Origin of the sequence: Microcoleus sp. BROC3 (assembly GCF_036702515.1) — a bacterium.
Taxonomy (GTDB): Bacteria; Cyanobacteriota; Cyanobacteriia; order Cyanobacteriales; family Microcoleaceae; genus Microcoleus.
Genome location: NZ_JAUBTQ010000035.1, coordinates 46,220 through 63,246, shown reverse-complemented (window position 1 = coordinate 63,246; position 17,027 = coordinate 46,220). Strand labels below are relative to the sequence as shown.

The following is a 17,027-nucleotide window of genomic DNA, read 5'->3' as shown; positions in this document are numbered from 1 at the left end:
TTTTTCGGCAAAAGGCAGCTATGCTGAAGGCAGAAAGATGAAATATCAATAGGTAATCTAATATTATTGGTCGCCCAGCACTTTTTAATGCCTTGCAGCAGAAATCTGTGTCTTACAGCTTGTGCAGTCTGTCTTCTCATCTGACAAACTAAAACTATCAACAAATTTTTATTTTGGGAAGTTTCTAAGGGTAATAGAAGATGGACGGACAAACAGATCGTAACAGTCACCAAGAGCGATCGCAGCGCCAGGAATACTTCAAAGACACTGCTTTGGGTTTGGTATCCACCAAGAGTTTTCCGGCAATTGTCGGGACTGCTGACATGATGCTGAAGTCGGCAGGAGTGATTTTAGTAGGATACGAAAAAATTGGTTCCGGTCACTGTACGGCGATCGTCCGCGGCCGAATTTCCGATGTGCGCTTGGCTGTGGAAGCTGGAGCTCAAACAGCCGAACAGTTCGGGCAGTTTGTTTCTAAGTTGGTGATTGCTAGACCTTTGGCTAATTTGGAAGTGGTTTTGCCGATCGGCTTTCGCCTGACTCAACTGTCGGAAAGCGGCAGTTATTCTCGGCTGAGCAATCAGGCGATCGGTTTGCTGGAAACGCGGGGATTTCCGGCAATGGTCGGTGCTTGCGATGCTATGCTCAAATCAGCAGACGTACACTTGGCAGCTTACGAGAAAATTGGAGCAGGTTTGTGTACGGCAATTATTCGCGGTGCAGTTGCAGATGTAGCAGTAGCCGTAGAAGCCGGGATGTACGAAGCTGAGCGAATTGGCGAGTTGAACGCGGTGATGGTAATTCCCAGGCCTTTGGAAGATTTGGAACAAACTTTACCGCTGGCAAGTTGCTGGATTGAGCAGCGTCAACCAGTGATGATGCCGGTGTCGGTTAAGGAAAAGGAACAAGAATTGATCGAACTTCCAGATTTGGAGAAATTGACTGTTTATGTGGAAGAGGAAATCAATCGGTGATTGGTAATGGGTAATGGGTAATTAGGCAACAAAAGTTTGTAGAGACGTGCTGCAAATACTGAGACGAAGTTTATTAAAAAGATATAAATTTTACTCAGTGGTACTGCTGGCAACAATTTATACTGAGTAGCTGTCTCAAACTTAATTTGGCGATCGAGCCGGTCGCAGCCGCATCCAGAGATACAGAGCACCAAGTAAAACTAGACTTTTAAGCGAAAGTCGATCGGGTAAAGAATCGAACTGACGAACTAAATCCAGGCGAGGTGCAGGCTCTTTCAACAGGATTTAACTGCTGTTAAAATAAACATAAAATCCTGTTTCCGGTAGATTGCCTAGAATCAGTCAAGAGTGACTCTGGTTGCGAGTGGATGCTCTTTCAACAGATTAGGGCCTCTCGAACTCAACACTGACTGCACAAGAATCAACCCCAGAATCAAGCAATCCTGAAAGTTGACCTATGAACCTCAAACAATTTTACAAACGCGGTTTGCACAGGGCCAAGAGAGGAAACTACGAAGCGGCACTTGAGGACTTCGATCGGATATTGCAAGTCAATCCCGCCGATGCCAAAGCCTATAACAATCGCGGCTTGGTTTACTATTACATGAAAGACTATCAAAAGGCGATCGCAGACCTCAGCCAAGCACTAGATATCAATCCTAATTTGTTTGAGGCTTACTTGAATAGAGGCAATGCTTGGCGCCATCTGGGAGAACACGACAAAGCCATTGACGATCTCAACTGCGCTTTAGCAAGTAAGCCTGACAGCCACGCTATCTACAACAACCGGGGACTCGTACTTGCTAATTTAGGACATTACGAAGAAGCAATTGAAGACTACAATCGAGCTCTCTCTATCAATTCCCACAATTATAAAACTTATTATAACCGGGGGCGCGCTTACTACCTTTTGGGAGAAAAAGAGGCAGCAACGGAGAACTTTAACGAAACGCTGCGGTTAAATCCTAGATATATCAAAGCTTACATAAATCGCGGTCTCTCTTATCACCAATTAGGAAACAATACGCAGGCGATCGCCGATTACAACACTGCACTCGGCATCGATCCAAAAAATGTTTATGCGTATTATAACAGAGGTTGCGTTCGCTATAAATTAAAACAAATGCAGCTTGCAATTGAAGACTTTAACAAAGCAGTGGAACTCGATCCGAACTATGTTAAAGCTTATCTCAACCGGGGTTTAGCGCTGTATAAACTTGGAGATGTAGAGGCAGCAAATAAGGATTTTTACCACGTAATGTGCATTAATGCTGAATCTTATTTATACTACCAGGCACAGCGGTGCACGCCTGATATTAATTCGTACTTTAAGGAAGCGCCACAGGTAGAACTTAATAATGCTGTCGAATACTACAACACAACCTTAAATACCATGTCAACTTCCTTAAGTTCGGCAGCATTAAACGCGGTCTGGAATCAAGAAGATTTGGAGAACAGAGACTCTATTATCTGTGAAGGTGAGTTTCTCAATGATTGAATGAGTCGGCAGTCATATTTTGTCTGAGTGGGACTGGGACGATCGCACTGCACTTGTGAGCGCTCTTTTCCCCAGCCGGATGCTCGCACTGCACGAGCAAGTTACTGTGTGTGATGATTGAAGCGTTCTACACAAGCCCCAATCTATTCACAGTCACGCACCCTACATCTTATACTCCAAGATGTAGGTCACAGAAGTTTCAATCCCTGATAGGGATTTAGGTTAATTGCGGCCCAAGCGAGTTGAATATCTCTCTGCCCTTGCCGCCGGTTTCAATCCCTGATAGGGATTTAGGTTAATTGCGGCAAAATTCGTCGCTTAGCTTGCTTGTAACCACTTCGTTTCAATCCCTGATAGGGATTTAGGTTAATTGCGGCTTTGTATGATTCCCCGTTCTCAATATAGAAATAATCAGTTTCAATCCCTGATAGGGATTTAGGTTAATTGCGGCCGGCGGTGTTTATTCTGTTTTGTAGACTGGTAATCTGAGTTTCAATCCCTGATAGGGATTTAGGTTAATTGCGGCGAGAATAATCAGGGTTTACCAAATCCTGAAATGCCTACAGTTTCAATCCCTGATAGGGATTTAGGTTAATTGCGGCCGACAAACCAGGAAGTTACTTCGGATTTATCCTCGTTTCAATCCCTGATAGGGATTTAGGTTAATTGCGGCTGCCGGATGCGGCAGCGTTGCGGCGGCCGCTGACTGCTGCTGTTTCAATCCCTGATAGGGATTTAGGTTAATTGCGGCTTCATTTTTATTCGCAGCGGAAAGATGGGCAATCAGTTTCAATCCCTGATAGGGATTTAGGTTAATTGCGGCCGGCCATCTGTACTCAGAGAATGGGCGCAGATGCGATCGCGTTTCAATCCCTGATAGGGATTTAGGTTAATTGCGGCTAGTGAGTATACAACCGTCTCTAAGTCTTTTTGAGTTTCAATCCCTGATAGGGATTTAGGTTAATTGCGGCTCTGCCCGAACTTTGGCTACCGAAATATTGTCGGTGTTTCAATCCCTGATAGGGATTTAGGTTAATTGCGGCATACTATCGGCTTTTTCCAGTAAGTAATAGCTGTTTGTTTCAATCCCTGATAGGGATTTAGGTTAATTGCGGCTTTATCCGCGTTTTGTTTCGGCGGATTGCGCGCTTAAGTTTCAATCCCTGATAGGGATTTAGGTTAATTGCGGCGAGCGACTTCGCCGCGCTAATGAAGAACTTCAGCGTTTCAATCCCTGATAGGGATTTAGGTTAATTGCGGCTCTCCCGGCTGTCGCACCACTTTGATTGGCTTGGAATCGTTTCAATCCCTGATAGGGATTTAGGTTAATTGCGGCTGGTAAATACCACTCTTCTGAGTGTCCACTAGAAGTACGGTTTCAATCCCTGATAGGGATTTAGGTTAATTGCGGCAGGCGATCGCGGGCATCAACCAAGCCCTAGCTAATCCAAGTTTCAATCCCTGATAGGGATTTAGGTTAATTGCGGCATGAAATACCTCAAGCTCCGTTGCTAGCAAAAAGTTTCAATCCCTGATAGGGATTTAGGTTAATTGCGGCATAATTGCTGTTATGGCACGGGAACGATCTGGTCTACTCGTTTCAATCCCTGATAGGGATTTAGGTTAATTGCGGCGCAATTTCTTGTTTTGTGGCTTCTTCTGGCATAGACTCGTTTCAATCCCTGATAGGGATTTAGGTTAATTGCGGCATCTCAGGGCTTGCGCTTTCCTGAATCAGATCCTGTTTCAATCCCTGATAGGGATTTAGGTTAATTGCGGCTGGAAAACTTGGGAGCGTCAGAAATACCGTCGCGGGTGTTTCAATCCCTGATAGGGATTTAGGTTAATTGCGGCACTTGATGCGCGCGGCTCCAGCAGTGGAGTTGCCGAAGTTTCAATCCCTGATAGGGATTTAGGTTAATTGCGGCTGTGAAGTTGTGGGCGATGGGATGGATTATAAGGCGATCGCCGGTTTCAATCCCTGATAGGGATTTAGGTTAATTGCGGCTCGCAGCAAGGGCAAGGCTCAGAAATGTCGCCGATGGAAGTTTCAATCCCTGATAGGGATTTAGGTTAATTGCGGCATTCATCAGCTCTTGCATCATTCCACGGATCGTAAGTTTCAATCCCTGATAGGGATTTAGGTTAATTGCGGCAGGTTTGACTGATGTTCGCACCGCACCCGTTACTTTGTTTCAATCCCTGATAGGGATTTAGGTTAATTGCGGCGCTTCAATCAATGGATTTAGCGTCTGCTGATTAGTTTCAATCCCTGATAGGGATTTAGGTTAATTGCGGCACACACCTAAAAAACATCCTTATGGAATGCTAGCTGGATTGGTTTCAATCCCTGATAGGGATTTAGGTTAATGGCGGCGCTGTAATTGTTGCCGCTCCGGCCGTGCCGCCAGCCACAGTGTTTCAATCCCTGATAGGGATTTAGGTTAATTGCGGCGAAGGTCAAAAAATTTATTTAGGTATTTATCACGCTGTTTCAATCCCTGATAGGGATTTAGGTTAATTGCGGCATATAGGTTCTAAAGATTTTGGCATTTATTTTGATTTTGTTTCAATCCCTGATAGGGATTTAGGTTAATTGCGGCAAAGGAAGTTTTCAAAGTTGGCGACATAGTTGATACGTTTCAATCCCTGATAGGGATTTAGGTTAATTGCGGCGCTTTCCCTTTTGAAGTTCCCAAGCGCTGGCTAGACCCGTTTCAATCCCTGATAGGGATTTAGGTTAATTGCGGCTACCTCCCGAAGGAAGATTAATTAAAGTCTGGTAATAGTTTCAATCCCTGATAGGGATTTAGGTTAATTGCGGCGATGCTGCTACCGAAATTACCCAAGAACTAGATTCGTTTCAATCCCTGATAGGGATTTAGGTTAATTGCGGCGCTACTCCCGCTGATGCGCTGAATAATTTAGTTTCTACGTTTCAATCCCTGATAGGGATTTAGGTTAATTGCGGCCTTCCGGGTAGGATGCGTTAAAATGCCCCCACAAGTTTCAATCCCTGATAGGGATTTAGGTTAATTGCGGCTTGACATAGCAAATGCTTTTTTAGTTGCTGGAGGGCAAGGTGTTTCAATCCCTGATAGGGATTTAGGTTAATTGCGGCACACAGGGTTATCCCCCCTCATCCGCATATGTGCTCAAAGTTTCAATCCCTGATAGGGATTTAGGTTAATTGCGGCTGGTGTACGGCCCTTCAGCGTTGCCGCTGCGAAAGTTTCAATCCCTGATAGGGATTTAGGTTAATTGCGGCCTTGCGGGATAGGGATTCGATCGGCTCAAGATTATATGTTTCAATCCCTGATAGGGATTTAGGTTAATTGCGGCCATTGGCAATTTTGAATGCAGTCATTGGACGTGTGGTAGAGTTTCAATCCCTGATAGGGATTTAGGTTAATTGCGGCCTCACCGATTTTCGCCAAAAAGACATTTGCCTAACTACGTTTCAATCCCTGATAGGGATTTAGGTTAATTGCGGCAAAATTTGCGCCGAAGTGGAAACTTTGCGATCGCGTTTCAATCCCTGATAGGGATTTAGGTTAATTGCGGCGCGATAGTGCGGGTATCAGTCGCCTATTCTGGTCTGTATGTTTCAATCCCTGATAGGGATTTAGGTTAATTGCGGCAGTTCTAGCCAGTCGCCGGAAGCTGCTGGCAAGGTAGGTTTCAATCCCTGATAGGGATTTAGGTTAATTGCGGCTCTAAATTGCCGCCAAGATCCTTGATATAAAATCCGCTGTGTTTCAATCCCTGATAGGGATTTAGGTTAATTGCGGCGTGAAAAATAAGTCCAGTGCTCGGCTGGACTACAAAGTTTCAATCCCTGATAGGGATTTAGGTTAATTGCGGCTTGCGTGTAGTATGCAGCGCATAGTAGGAGCCATCACAATTATATGTTTCAATCCCTGATAGGGATTTAGGTTAATTGCGGCATGGATGCAGAGCGGTTCAAGATGGAGCTTTTGAGCTGTTTCAATCCCTGATAGGGATTTAGGTTAATTGCGGCGGTATCAGTCGCATTTTCTGGCCTGTATTACGAAAAAAGAGTTTCAATCCCTGATAGGGATTTAGGTTAATTGCGGCAGATAAGCAAGATGGAAAAAGAAACGCTCAAACGTTTCAATCCCTGATAGGGATTTAGGTTAATTGCGGCAATGCTGGGTTTTTCCAGCAAAAAGCAGGCGGAAATCGTTTCAATCCCTGATAGGGATTTAGGTTAATTGCGGCGCCTCTAGATTCTCGATTGGCCGCTCCTCATCTTCTACATTCTCAGTTTCAATCCCTGATAGGGATTTAGGTTAATTGCGGCTTCGCTAGGCTATACATCATTAGAAATTAAATATGTTTCAATCCCTGATAGGGATTTAGGTTAATTGCGGCCGTGAGTTTAATTTGCTGCGCTTCTAGCCATTTGTTTCAATCCCTGATAGGGATTTAGGTTAATTGCGGCCGATGCTGCAAAAGCAACCATTCAGTTATTAGCACCGTTTCAATCCCTGATAGGGATTTAGGTTAATTGCGGCTGATGCTTTTGGCATGGGTTTTGAACAAGCTACTTTAGTTTCAATCCCTGATAGGGATTTAGGTTAATTGCGGCATCGGTCTCAGTTCAGCCTTGACCACCGGATTGTTTCAATCCCTGATAGGGATTTAGGTTAATTGCGGCTTGTATCCATTTGCGCGTAAAAATTCTGCTTCGAGTACAAAAGCGAGTTTCAATCCCTGATAGGGATTTAGGTTAATTGCGGCGCTGGAGATTGGGTTCTTACATAACAGCAACCCTAGGTTTCAATCCCTGATAGGGATTTAGGTTAATTGCGGCTAGATCCGCTAGTGAAAGGCGCTACGGTTGCAAGTTTCAATCCCTGATAGGGATTTAGGTTAATTGCGGCTTTTCGAGACAGTGATTGATCGGCGTCTCAATGTCTACGTTTCAATCCCTGATAGGGATTTAGGTTAATTGCGGCGATTGCCTACAGGAGTAAGTTTAGTCCCCGGAATGTTTCAATCCCTGATAGGGATTTAGGTTAATTGCGGCGGCCGATCGGCGGGTCGATCGATATCGGCACGGATCAAGTTTCAATCCCTGATAGGGATTTAGGTTAATTGCGGCTAGCCCTAGCAGGGTAAGGCACAGAAGCGCCAAAGTTTCAATCCCTGATAGGGATTTAGGTTAATTGCGGCTAACAAATTTCTCTCAAATTCCGCAACAGCAGCAGTTTCAATCCCTGATAGGGATTTAGGTTAATTGCGGCCGCGAGCAAGGGATTTTAACCCAGCAAAAATTGGTTTCAATCCCTGATAGGGATTTAGGTTAATTGCGGCACAGCTTTCAACAGCGGAAACGGCGGTCCTTTTGCGGGAATGTTTCAATCCCTGATAGGGATTTAGGTTAATTGCGGCGTGTATTCCCTTTTGTTACGGTCTGTCAGCCAAGGATTTGTTTCAATCCCTGATAGGGATTTAGGTTAATTGCGGCTATTCCTGAACCACTAGAATAGGTGTAATATCTGTTTCAATCCCTGATAGGGATTTAGGTTAATTGCGGCTTAGATTTTGCAATGCTGCACAATTCCTTGGTTTCAATCCCTGATAGGGATTTAGGTTAATTGCGGCTTAATTATTGGGGGAATTCCCGATCGCTTTTGCTGGTTTCAATCCCTGATAGGGATTTAGGTTAATTGCGGCTAGATGAGTTTGTCACTCAGATTATTTGTATTCTATGTTTCAATCCCTGATAGGGATTTAGGTTAATTGCGGCCATTTGTGCCGAAAGGCATTATCGACAGCCCATCGGTTTCAATCCCTGATAGGGATTTAGGTTAATTGCGGCGCGCATCAATGTCATTTAGTGCGTACCTGGCCCGTTTCAATCCCTGATAGGGATTTAGGTTAATTGCGGCGACGTTTTTTCGGTCGCGCATTTCTCCGATAGCTGGTTTCAATCCCTGATAGGGATTTAGGTTAATTGCGGCTCGGCCTCCGTCTGTTCTGTGAATTCTAAATCGTAGTTTCAATCCCTGATAGGGATTTAGGTTAATTGCGGCTATCTACCGCTCCAGGCGCGGCATCTGGCGGGCAAAAATCAGTTTCAATCCCTGATAGGGATTTAGGTTAATTGCGGCCATAGCATAATGAATACCAAGCCAACACATATAGAATGTTTCAATCCCTGATAGGGATTTAGGTTAATTGCGGCGCTCTTCTGAGTCTAAGTTCATTAAATTACTTCCTACACTTCAGTTTCAATCCCTGATAGGGATTTAGGTTAATTGCGGCGATGATTAGTGCCGGATGTCTAATTTTGGCTATTCAAGTTTCAATCCCTGATAGGGATTTAGGTTAATTGCGGCGTCAATTGCCAACTTGCGTGATTTGACATCAGGGCGAGAGTTTCAATCCCTGATAGGGATTTAGGTTAATTGCGGCACCACTTTCGATTTTTGCAAATCGCCGCTGCTTTCTTGGGTTTCAATCCCTGATAGGGATTTAGGTTAATTGCGGCTCGATCGCGATTGTCTGCGCTGTAATTTCAGGTCTGTTTCAATCCCTGATAGGGATTTAGGTTAATTGCGGCGTGAGGTTTCCAAATCCCGCAGCAACAGCTTATGAATGTTTCAATCCCTGATAGGGATTTAGGTTAATTGCGGCTCGTTCCGCGAACACCACCTCGGCTTGCCCGACAAAGACGACGTTTCAATCCCTGATAGGGATTTAGGTTAATTGCGGCGCTTGCTCGGAATAGGGTCTTTGACACCGTTTCGTTTCAATCCCTGATAGGGATTTAGGTTAATTGCGGCCTAGAGTGAATCCCCAGAAATAAAACTATGAAGAAGCGTGTTTCAATCCCTGATAGGGATTTAGGTTAATTGCGGCTAGCTTTTGCAGTGTTTGCAGAGCTACTCCTCCAAAGTTTCAATCCCTGATAGGGATTTAGGTTAATTGCGGCAGAAAAATTGAGGGTATACGTTGTTGTCAGTTTGGGAAAGTTTCAATCCCTGATAGGGATTTAGGTTAATTGCGGCCAACAGCTCTTCAACTTGTGCTTTAAGGGCGGCATGTTTCAATCCCTGATAGGGATTTAGGTTAATTGCGGCAAACGGTCGATGCGTGAAGCTATTCATAGACCGCTTGCCGGTTTCAATCCCTGATAGGGATTTAGGTTAATTGCGGCATCAAATGCGGCAACCTGTGAAACCGACACCACAACTGTTTCAATCCCTGATAGGGATTTAGGTTAATTGCGGCTTGAGTAAAGATTTAGCAGGTAGTTTGCAGCGTTGACGTATTGTTTCAATCCCTGATAGGGATTTAGGTTAATTGCGGCCAGCCACCCCCACATCAGCGGCACTTTCTCTCCAGTTTCAATCCCTGATAGGGATTTAGGTTAATTGCGGCTTCAAGAACGACGGTTGCTAATTGAATTTAAGGAAAAGTTTCAATCCCTGATAGGGATTTAGGTTAATTGCGGCTTTAGTGTTTTCTAGTTGGTTTTCTGCCATTAATTCAAAGTTTCAATCCCTGATAGGGATTTAGGTTAATTGCGGCCCGAAACGGGCAAAAACTCGGCGGTACGGTAAAGTTTCAATCCCTGATAGGGATTTAGGTTAATTGCGGCTTTACACAGCATCGCGCAATAGCAAGTCTCACAGATCGTTTCAATCCCTGATAGGGATTTAGGTTAATTGCGGCATGGGGCAACTGTTAGATGAAATCATACAAATGTTTTGCCTCGTTTCAATCCCTGATAGGGATTTAGGTTAATTGCGGCTCGAGTTAGCCCGACAATGGCAGCAATTGATTTTTGTTTCAATCCCTGATAGGGATTTAGGTTAATTGCGGCCAATTTTCATAGGTTAAAATTCTCCGGGGGGAATGTTTCCGGTTTCAATCCCTGATAGGGATTTAGGTTAATTGCGGCACCGGGACAGTGAGCGCTGCTTTTAGTGAAATTGACGTTTCAATCCCTGATAGGGATTTAGGTTAATTGCGGCGCACGGGAAAAGGTTAGCAAGAATATTTGTCCAATTTATGTTTCAATCCCTGATAGGGATTTAGGTTAATTGCGGCGCTATCGAGCACGGCTGGCAGTTGAGCAGCGGCGAAGTTTCAATCCCTGATAGGGATTTAGGTTAATTGCGGCTAGTTTAGGTTTTGGTTCTCCACCCAAAAAGCCAACACCGTTTCAATCCCTGATAGGGATTTAGGTTAATTGCGGCTTTTTGTTACCGCAACTGAGGGTAACAATTTGTGTTTCAATCCCTGATAGGGATTTAGGTTAATTGCGGCACAAAGGCTTTCATAGCATTGCAACAATTGCAGCCGTTTCAATCCCTGATAGGGATTTAGGTTAATTGCGGCCGCCCGTTCCACAAGCCTTGCTGTATTTGGTTTTCAAGGTTCAGTTCCGTGAATCTAAAACAAAAGTACCATCCCAGCCTTTGACTTGTCAATAGCAAATTCTTCTTCCTCACTCCAAAACCTTATCCTGTAAAGCTTTCACAATTTCCGTGAATCGTTTTTTCAGACTGGGGGCATCAAACTCTTGCTGGACATGAGTTTGAGCCGAAAAATTTGATACCCCTATTTTAACACCTACCGATTCACGGAAACTAGGCAAAAAATATTGTACGATCGACTGGCACTACCCCACCAATACGTTCGATCTTACCCTGACAGCACGCGCACAGCGGAAAAAACAAAATACTGTCTTCGTTGGGTTTGATGACTTTGTTCAGGCGCGATCGCAACTTAGCATACTGAGTCTCGCTCAAATCAGCACACTCGAACACACTGTACTGCATCCACTGCCCGTAAGACTTGAGCATTTTGTGAATCTTTGTCCGGCGCTTGTCTTCCGAAATATCGTAAGAAATCAGAACGTGCATATCTAGTACAAAACTAAAGGTGGATATTTGTCAATCTCGCCCATCAAATATTTCGCCAACAGCCGCCCTTGAATTTCAAAAGCTTCTTGATAGGTGCACTTGCGTTTCAAAACAGGATGCTTAAACTCAGATTGCTTTTTCTTTTCATACAACTTCAGAAACTCTTTCCGTCCCGTTTCCGACAGTCGCACCACATTACTCAGAGGTTCCACAGTAAAATCATTCGGCGTCAGAATCCGGCGGTTAATCGCATTCAAAATGATACTGTCAGCTACCAAAGGGCGGAACTCTTCCATCAAATCAAACGCTAAACCCACGCGGCCGTAGCGCTGCAGGTGAAGGTATCCTAAATAAGGGTCAAATCCCACAATATTAATCGCGCTTTGCACATCGTGACGCAGCAGCGTGTAAGCAAAATTCATCAAAGAATTCACCGGATCGGTAGCTGGGCGGTGTCGCGGTTGAAACACAAAACCTTCGGCACGAATTAATTGGTTGAAAACCCTGAAATATGCCGCACTTCCAGCACCTTCCTGTGCGCGCAAAGAGTCTATATTGTCAGTTTTGTCAAGTTTGGCGATCGCATTGGAAATCTGCATAATTGCCGAAGCTAAATTGATTTCCGAATGTTCCCGCTGAGTTTGAGATAAACTGGTGCGATAATTCTTCAATTTACCCCGAATAAAACCCCGGACAACATGAATAGCTTGGGGAGTTTCCCCCGCCGCTTTCCACTGAGCATTGCGAACAAAAATGTTTTTACTTAATTCCGGTTCCAGCTTGCCCAAATAGTGACCCGTATCGGTGATAAAAGTCAGAGGAATTTTCCGTTGTAGCAATTCTGCGATCGCCGCCGGGGAAATAGTCGCCCGTCCCAAAATCACCACTCCATCTAAATGAATCAAAGGCACATCTTGTAAAATTTGATTCTTTGCCTTGACATTCAGCCGTTCATCTGTTTTGCCAATAAACACATCATCTTGATTGATGTACAGTGTTCCCATGATTGACTCCTAAATTTGTAGTTTGGATTAATTAGCTTCTTGATAGCGCAGGACTTTCTCAGCAGCGTGCGGCAAACATTGCTGATAAAGGCTGCAACCTTGACAGCGTTTGCTATAATTAGGTCGAGGCATACTGCCTGTTTGCAGCAAAATTTGGATAGCGGTGATAGTGGCGATCGCTTCTTGTCTCAATTGCTCAGAAATCTCCACTGATTGCCGCTGATGCGACTGCGCGTAATACACATATCCAGTCGCAATAGTTTTCCCCGTCATCTCCTCTAAACAAAGCGCTTGGGCGCAAACTTGCAACTCGTCGTTATCCCATTCCCCCTTCCGTCCCCGCTTGTATTCCACCGGATAAATCTCACCCTCCGCCGACTCAATCAAATCCGATTTCCCAATCAGTTTGTAGCGCTCAGATTTCAGCCAAATCGCCCGAACCTGCCAAGTTTCATCGCGATTAATCTCGCCCATCGTGTGGACGCGATCGTGCAAACTCGTCCCTTCTATGGTATACTGATTGTCCGCAAATTCACCCGCACAAAACATCAGCCAGCAGCGGTGAGGACAGTAAGAATACTGGTTGAGAGATGCGATAGAAATGTAATCAAAATCGTTCATAGTTTTGATGATTTGTAGGAGATTAGTAATTGGAATTAGCAACAGGCAAGATGCCTGTTCCACAAGAGTTTAGTGTTATTGTGGGGTGGGCATCTTGCCCGCCCTGGAATTCCGGCATCTTGCCCGCCCTCAAAATCCGTTTAACTCTTATTAACAACAATCCGCCGAGTCATTCCCATCCCCATCGGAGTTTTCCTCCCCACCCCGCAGTAAACAGCAAAATCAGCCAAAGCGTTAATTTGCTTAATCGCTAAAGGCTCCACATCTCCCAAAATCCGATAACTAACCTCCCCAACCATGCCGACAAAATCGCTTTGATAGTTAGTCAATTTTTCACTTTTGATATTGACAAAAGTCGAAAAAAGTGCATCGAATGACTGATCGGGAATTGCGATCGGGCTGTACTTATTCCAGCGACTGAGGAGACTGTTAAAAACGCAGTCTCTAGTAGGAATCACCGAATCAAATTTTCCCTGTCGAAAGGTAGTAGGAGTCGCAAAACTGAAGGCAATTAAGCGATTAGTTTCCGAAGCGCGATCGTACAATTGAGAGTAATCGCAAGCATTAGCCCAAGGCTGATCTACTTGGGGCGTTCCCAGAATCTTAGTAATCATCAAATCGGCGGGGCCCAAATGCCACGGCTTCGAGGGATTGAGATTCAGCCAAAGATTAGTTAATTTGCCGAATAGAGTGTCATCAAGCAGAGTAATCCGCCACCAACAGAGGGTATGTTCTGGAATCGGTTCTGTGTGTTCCCATTGCAGGAAATGGTGTTTTTTGAAAGGGCATTTTTTAGTTTGCAAAGGGCTGAGGGTGAAGGATTTTTGGGCGGTGGCATCGTGGAGGCGATCGCCGAGTTTTTTGTCAACGGAGCTCACGAGGGTGAGGAAGAGGGCGTGCAGGTGTCTTCCGGTGAGGTATCCGGGGGGAATTGGGGCCAGGGGGAGGATGTTGAGGACGAGGCTGTGCGGCATAATTTAAACTACCCAGAATTCTTGATTGTCAGGACATCTTAAGGCAATGCCAGCGGAGGCGATCGCCAAAATTCCCGATAAACTTGGAAAAAATGTATATTCTTGTTCGTTAGCAAAGCTATCTTTGACCGTAATCGGATAGCATTCGATTCCTTGTTTTCTGAGTTTGAGAATTGCCCAGCGATTTTTGCGGTGTTCTCGGACAATGACACCGGGCATTAAGGGCGGTGTAAGCTGGGAAATTAACGCTGTGGGACGGACGTTATCGCCGATCGTCCGTTCGATCGTACAATTTTTAAAAGCATACAGTTTGCAAAGATAGTTGTTCGCAAAATCTTCTAAATCTGCAACTTGCAAGGCAAATTTGAGTCCGTAAGTTTCGGTGGCGCGATGGGTAAGCACAATCCCATTTTCATCTGAGGCAAATTCAAAAAATCTCAGCAGGTGAATCGGATCGAGATTGGTTTCGCCGACTTCATCGAGTAAAAAGTTTTTGGGGTCATAAATTTTGACATTTTCAAACAAGCTTTCTCGAAATTTGAAAAGTGGCGCATAACTGGTTTTGAGAATTGTCGCGTATTCTTTCAACTCTTCGGCGACTTTTTGGTTTTTGCGGATTTTTTCCTCAACTAATTCGATTGACTTTCTCCCCGAATCGATTTCTGCCCAATCTTCTGGATAGTTTGCTTGCATAAAACTGATGACGCAGTTTTGACCACCTTTAATGTATTGCCACTCTTTTTGAATTTGTTTGATAGTAGACTTGGCTACATTTTCGGCACCTTGCAATACCTTCATCCGCCGCCGATAAGAATTCCAATCTCGCTTGCCTCCCAAGACTATTTGCATGGTTTGATAAAGCTGCATAACTAAACTTGCTTCGGGCAAATTTTCCAGCAAAGTTTCCAGTTCCAGTAAGGGTTTGGCAATTTCTAGAAAAGCTTCGGAACGCCAGTAAATGTCGAGAAAGGGACGCTTCATGCAGTCTAGACTTTCTAACATTTCCGTCAGGGTTTTGCGTCCACCGGAACAGTCAAGTTGTTCGATGCCTTGTTCCCAAGCGCGATCGGGTAAATAGGCGATCGCCTCAGAAGGAATTTCGGTTTGCGTTCTCCCTAAAACCCTTCCGACACGCCCGATGCGCTGCCAGAATGAAAAGCGATCGCGCGTGGAAAAAATCAACCAATCGAGATTTTGCCGGGGTGTTTCTTTCTCCCGATCGAAGTTGAAGCCCACATCGACGGTACTCGTAGCTAGAATCACTTGTTTTTGGGCGGCCAGCGGGCGTTCTTCCTTGGGTGTATCCCCCGTAATCCGCCCGCAGAAATCGGCAAATCCCCGATCGCGCAATTGGTCAGAAATGCGGCCTAGGGTATCTTTGGCATCAAGAATTACTGCCCCATTTTGGTCAGGATTTTCTCTGAGTCGCCGCAGAACTTCTTGGACAATTTCTGCGATCGTAGTTTCTTTATCAACCTGCTTGCGAATTTCTAGATTGACTTCAGTTTGAGAAGGACGTAGATAACTAATTTGACTCTTACCGTCAATTCGAGCAATTTTTACCCCATTTTTTCCTAAGACATTTAGGGCTTCTTCACAAGCAGGTTCTGGCGTTGCCGTCAAGAGAACAATTTTTCGATTGTACTGAAAGTAGCCAAACTCTTTAGATAAAGCGAGATAGAAAAACAAGCTAACTAATTGTTTGGCATCATATAGGTGAAATTCATCAAAAATTACAGTCGAGAAACTGCTGTAAAATTCACTGGCAATATTTCCGCGATCCTTTGGATCGTATTGAAAAAATGCAGCGTAGTAGAAAATATCCGGGTTGGTCACCAGCAAAATTGGTCTACCGCCACCGCATTCGGGAAAAATAGTTGCAGGTTCGCGCAAAACATTATAGATTTTTTCCCCTGAACGTTTCGCAACGCGATCGTCTGGCCAGGAATGGACTTGTCTAGCAGAAGCAGCTTTTACGATATGAGGTAAACCAGCATCCCGAACAAATTTTTCGGCGGCTTCAGTTTGTTGGTCAATTAAGGCATTTGTTGGCGCAATATAAATAGCATTGCGCTGAGAATTGTGCAGTAAAACACTCAATCCGGCTTTTGTTTTTCCCGTTCCCGTCGGTGCGAGGTCAAGAATGATATCATTATTTTTGGCAGCTTCCCAAACATCGACTTGATGCTGCAAGGCTTGTCCCATAAATTCCAATGGTTGAGGCAATTGGGGGCAGGCAGAAATGCTTGCTGGTTCGAGTTTAATTTTCAGATTATCCATTGTTATTTCCACCACAAAATTCAATGTTAGCTGGGAGAATGAAATTGCCGGCTTGCAGCGCCTCACCGCGAAACGAAAGATTTTTCAATAACGATGCGGGCGGCATCGAAATTAAGTCGAAAGCGAGGAGTTCAATATTTGCAGGTAAGTCGGCGGCGCTGAGATAAGTATTGCAGCGATAATCGCCCCTCGGAAGTTGCACAACATCGAGTTTTTTCACGATTTCAACGCGGACTTTGCTGGTAAATTTGCCGACGCGAATATATTCGGGCAATTCGCGATCGCCAAATACCAAAGTTTGAAACCGATTTCCCCGTTCGATAACTCGCAATCGCCCTGTTTGCGGGAAGTTGCTAGGGCGATAGGTACTGGGTTTTTTCCCCGTTCTACTGAGGGGTAAATCTTCGCGCGCTGTGGCCACTCTGTTATTTGTCATCGCATACCAATAGGAGTCAGAAAGGGCGTTAAACCGCTCAAATCGGAACGATAAAGTACCGCCAGCAGGCCATGCGGGGAGGATATAGCTATTACCGGAAAGGGGCGTTAAATCTTCTATATACCGAGGTCTGCTGGTGTCTTGTCCGGTGAGGCGATAGGGCGATCGCGCCCAGCCTAAAGCATAGGCTAGTGCATAATTGCCGATCGCCCCTTCGGTATAGTAAGTATCGGACAATTCTCGCGATGCAAAAAACACAGGTTCGGCGCACCAGAGTTCGATTAAGCGTGCCGTGGAATGTGTCAAAATGGAGTTGGATGGGTTTTGAGTCATAAAT

8 protein-coding genes and 1 CRISPR repeat array are annotated in these 17,027 nt (G+C 44.8%); of the genes, 2 read left to right on the top strand and 6 right to left on the bottom strand.

Annotated features, from left to right (window positions below):
- Positions 1-200 precede the first annotated feature (200 nt).
- Together QUB30_RS21670 and QUB30_RS21665 are read left to right on the top strand one after the other, a co-directional pair.
- Positions 201-974 (top strand): BMC domain-containing protein, encoded by a 774-nt coding sequence (locus QUB30_RS21670; RefSeq protein WP_333337319.1) that lies wholly within the window; start codon positions 201-203, stop codon positions 972-974.
- 457 nt (positions 975-1,431) lie between these two features.
- Positions 1,432-2,472, top strand: a complete 1,041-nt coding sequence (locus tag QUB30_RS21665) for a tetratricopeptide repeat protein (protein ID WP_333337318.1) — start codon at positions 1,432-1,434, stop codon at positions 2,470-2,472.
- Between the two features lie 196 nt (positions 2,473-2,668).
- A CRISPR array of direct repeats spans positions 2,669-10,848; the repeat unit is 37 nt; unit sequence GTTTCAATCCCTGATAGGGATTTAGGTTAATTGCGGC.
- Positions 10,849-11,099: 251 nt separating this feature from the next.
- Here QUB30_RS21665 and cas2 read toward each other — a convergent pair.
- From cas2 to cas5d, 6 genes are all read right to left on the bottom strand, one after another.
- Positions 11,100-11,375 (bottom strand): CRISPR-associated endonuclease Cas2, encoded by a 276-nt coding sequence (cas2, locus tag QUB30_RS21660; protein ID WP_333337316.1) that lies wholly within the window; start codon positions 11,373-11,375, stop codon positions 11,100-11,102.
- 2 nt (positions 11,376-11,377) lie between these two features.
- Complete coding sequence (cas1d, locus tag QUB30_RS21655) at positions 11,378-12,379, bottom strand: type I-D CRISPR-associated endonuclease Cas1d (protein ID WP_333337314.1); 1,002 nt, start codon at positions 12,377-12,379, stop codon at positions 11,378-11,380.
- 27 nt (positions 12,380-12,406) lie between these two features.
- Entirely contained in the window at positions 12,407-13,000 is a 594-nt protein-coding gene (gene cas4 / locus QUB30_RS21650) for a CRISPR-associated protein Cas4 (protein WP_333337312.1), read from the bottom strand.
- A gap of 140 nt (positions 13,001-13,140) precedes the next feature.
- Complete coding sequence (cas6, locus tag QUB30_RS21645) at positions 13,141-13,974, bottom strand: CRISPR-associated endoribonuclease Cas6 (RefSeq protein WP_333337310.1); 834 nt, start codon at positions 13,972-13,974, stop codon at positions 13,141-13,143.
- Positions 13,975-13,977: 3 nt separating this feature from the next.
- Positions 13,978-16,254 carry a type I-D CRISPR-associated helicase Cas3' gene (cas3, locus tag QUB30_RS21640; protein ID WP_333337308.1) on the bottom strand — a complete coding sequence of 759 codons (2,277 nt, stop codon included), beginning with the start codon at positions 16,252-16,254 and terminating at the stop codon, positions 13,978-13,980.
- On the bottom strand, positions 16,247-16,996 hold the full coding sequence (gene cas5d, locus QUB30_RS21635; protein WP_333337306.1) for a type I-D CRISPR-associated protein Cas5/Csc1: 750 nt from the start codon (positions 16,994-16,996) through the stop codon (positions 16,247-16,249). The genes cas3 and cas5d overlap by 8 nt, the downstream gene beginning before the upstream one ends.
- Positions 16,997-17,027: the final 31 nt, after the last annotated feature.

Excerpts from the sequence above, each read along its gene's own strand:
- cas3 (WP_333337308.1), bottom strand. The coding sequence starts at position 16,254 with ATGGATAATCTGAAAATTAAACTCGAACCAGCAAGCATTTCTGCCTGC.
- QUB30_RS21665 (WP_333337318.1), top strand. The coding sequence starts at position 1,432 with ATGAACCTCAAACAATTTTACAAACGCGGTTTGCACAGGGCCAAGAGA.
- cas6 (WP_333337310.1), bottom strand. The coding sequence starts at position 13,974 with ATGCCGCACAGCCTCGTCCTCAACATCCTCCCCCTGGCCCCAATTCCC.
- cas1d (WP_333337314.1), bottom strand. The coding sequence starts at position 12,379 with ATGGGAACACTGTACATCAATCAAGATGATGTGTTTATTGGCAAAACA.
- QUB30_RS21670 (WP_333337319.1), top strand. The coding sequence starts at position 201 with ATGGACGGACAAACAGATCGTAACAGTCACCAAGAGCGATCGCAGCGC.
- cas2 (WP_333337316.1), bottom strand. The coding sequence starts at position 11,375 with ATGCACGTTCTGATTTCTTACGATATTTCGGAAGACAAGCGCCGGACA.
- cas4 (WP_333337312.1), bottom strand. The coding sequence starts at position 13,000 with ATGAACGATTTTGATTACATTTCTATCGCATCTCTCAACCAGTATTCT.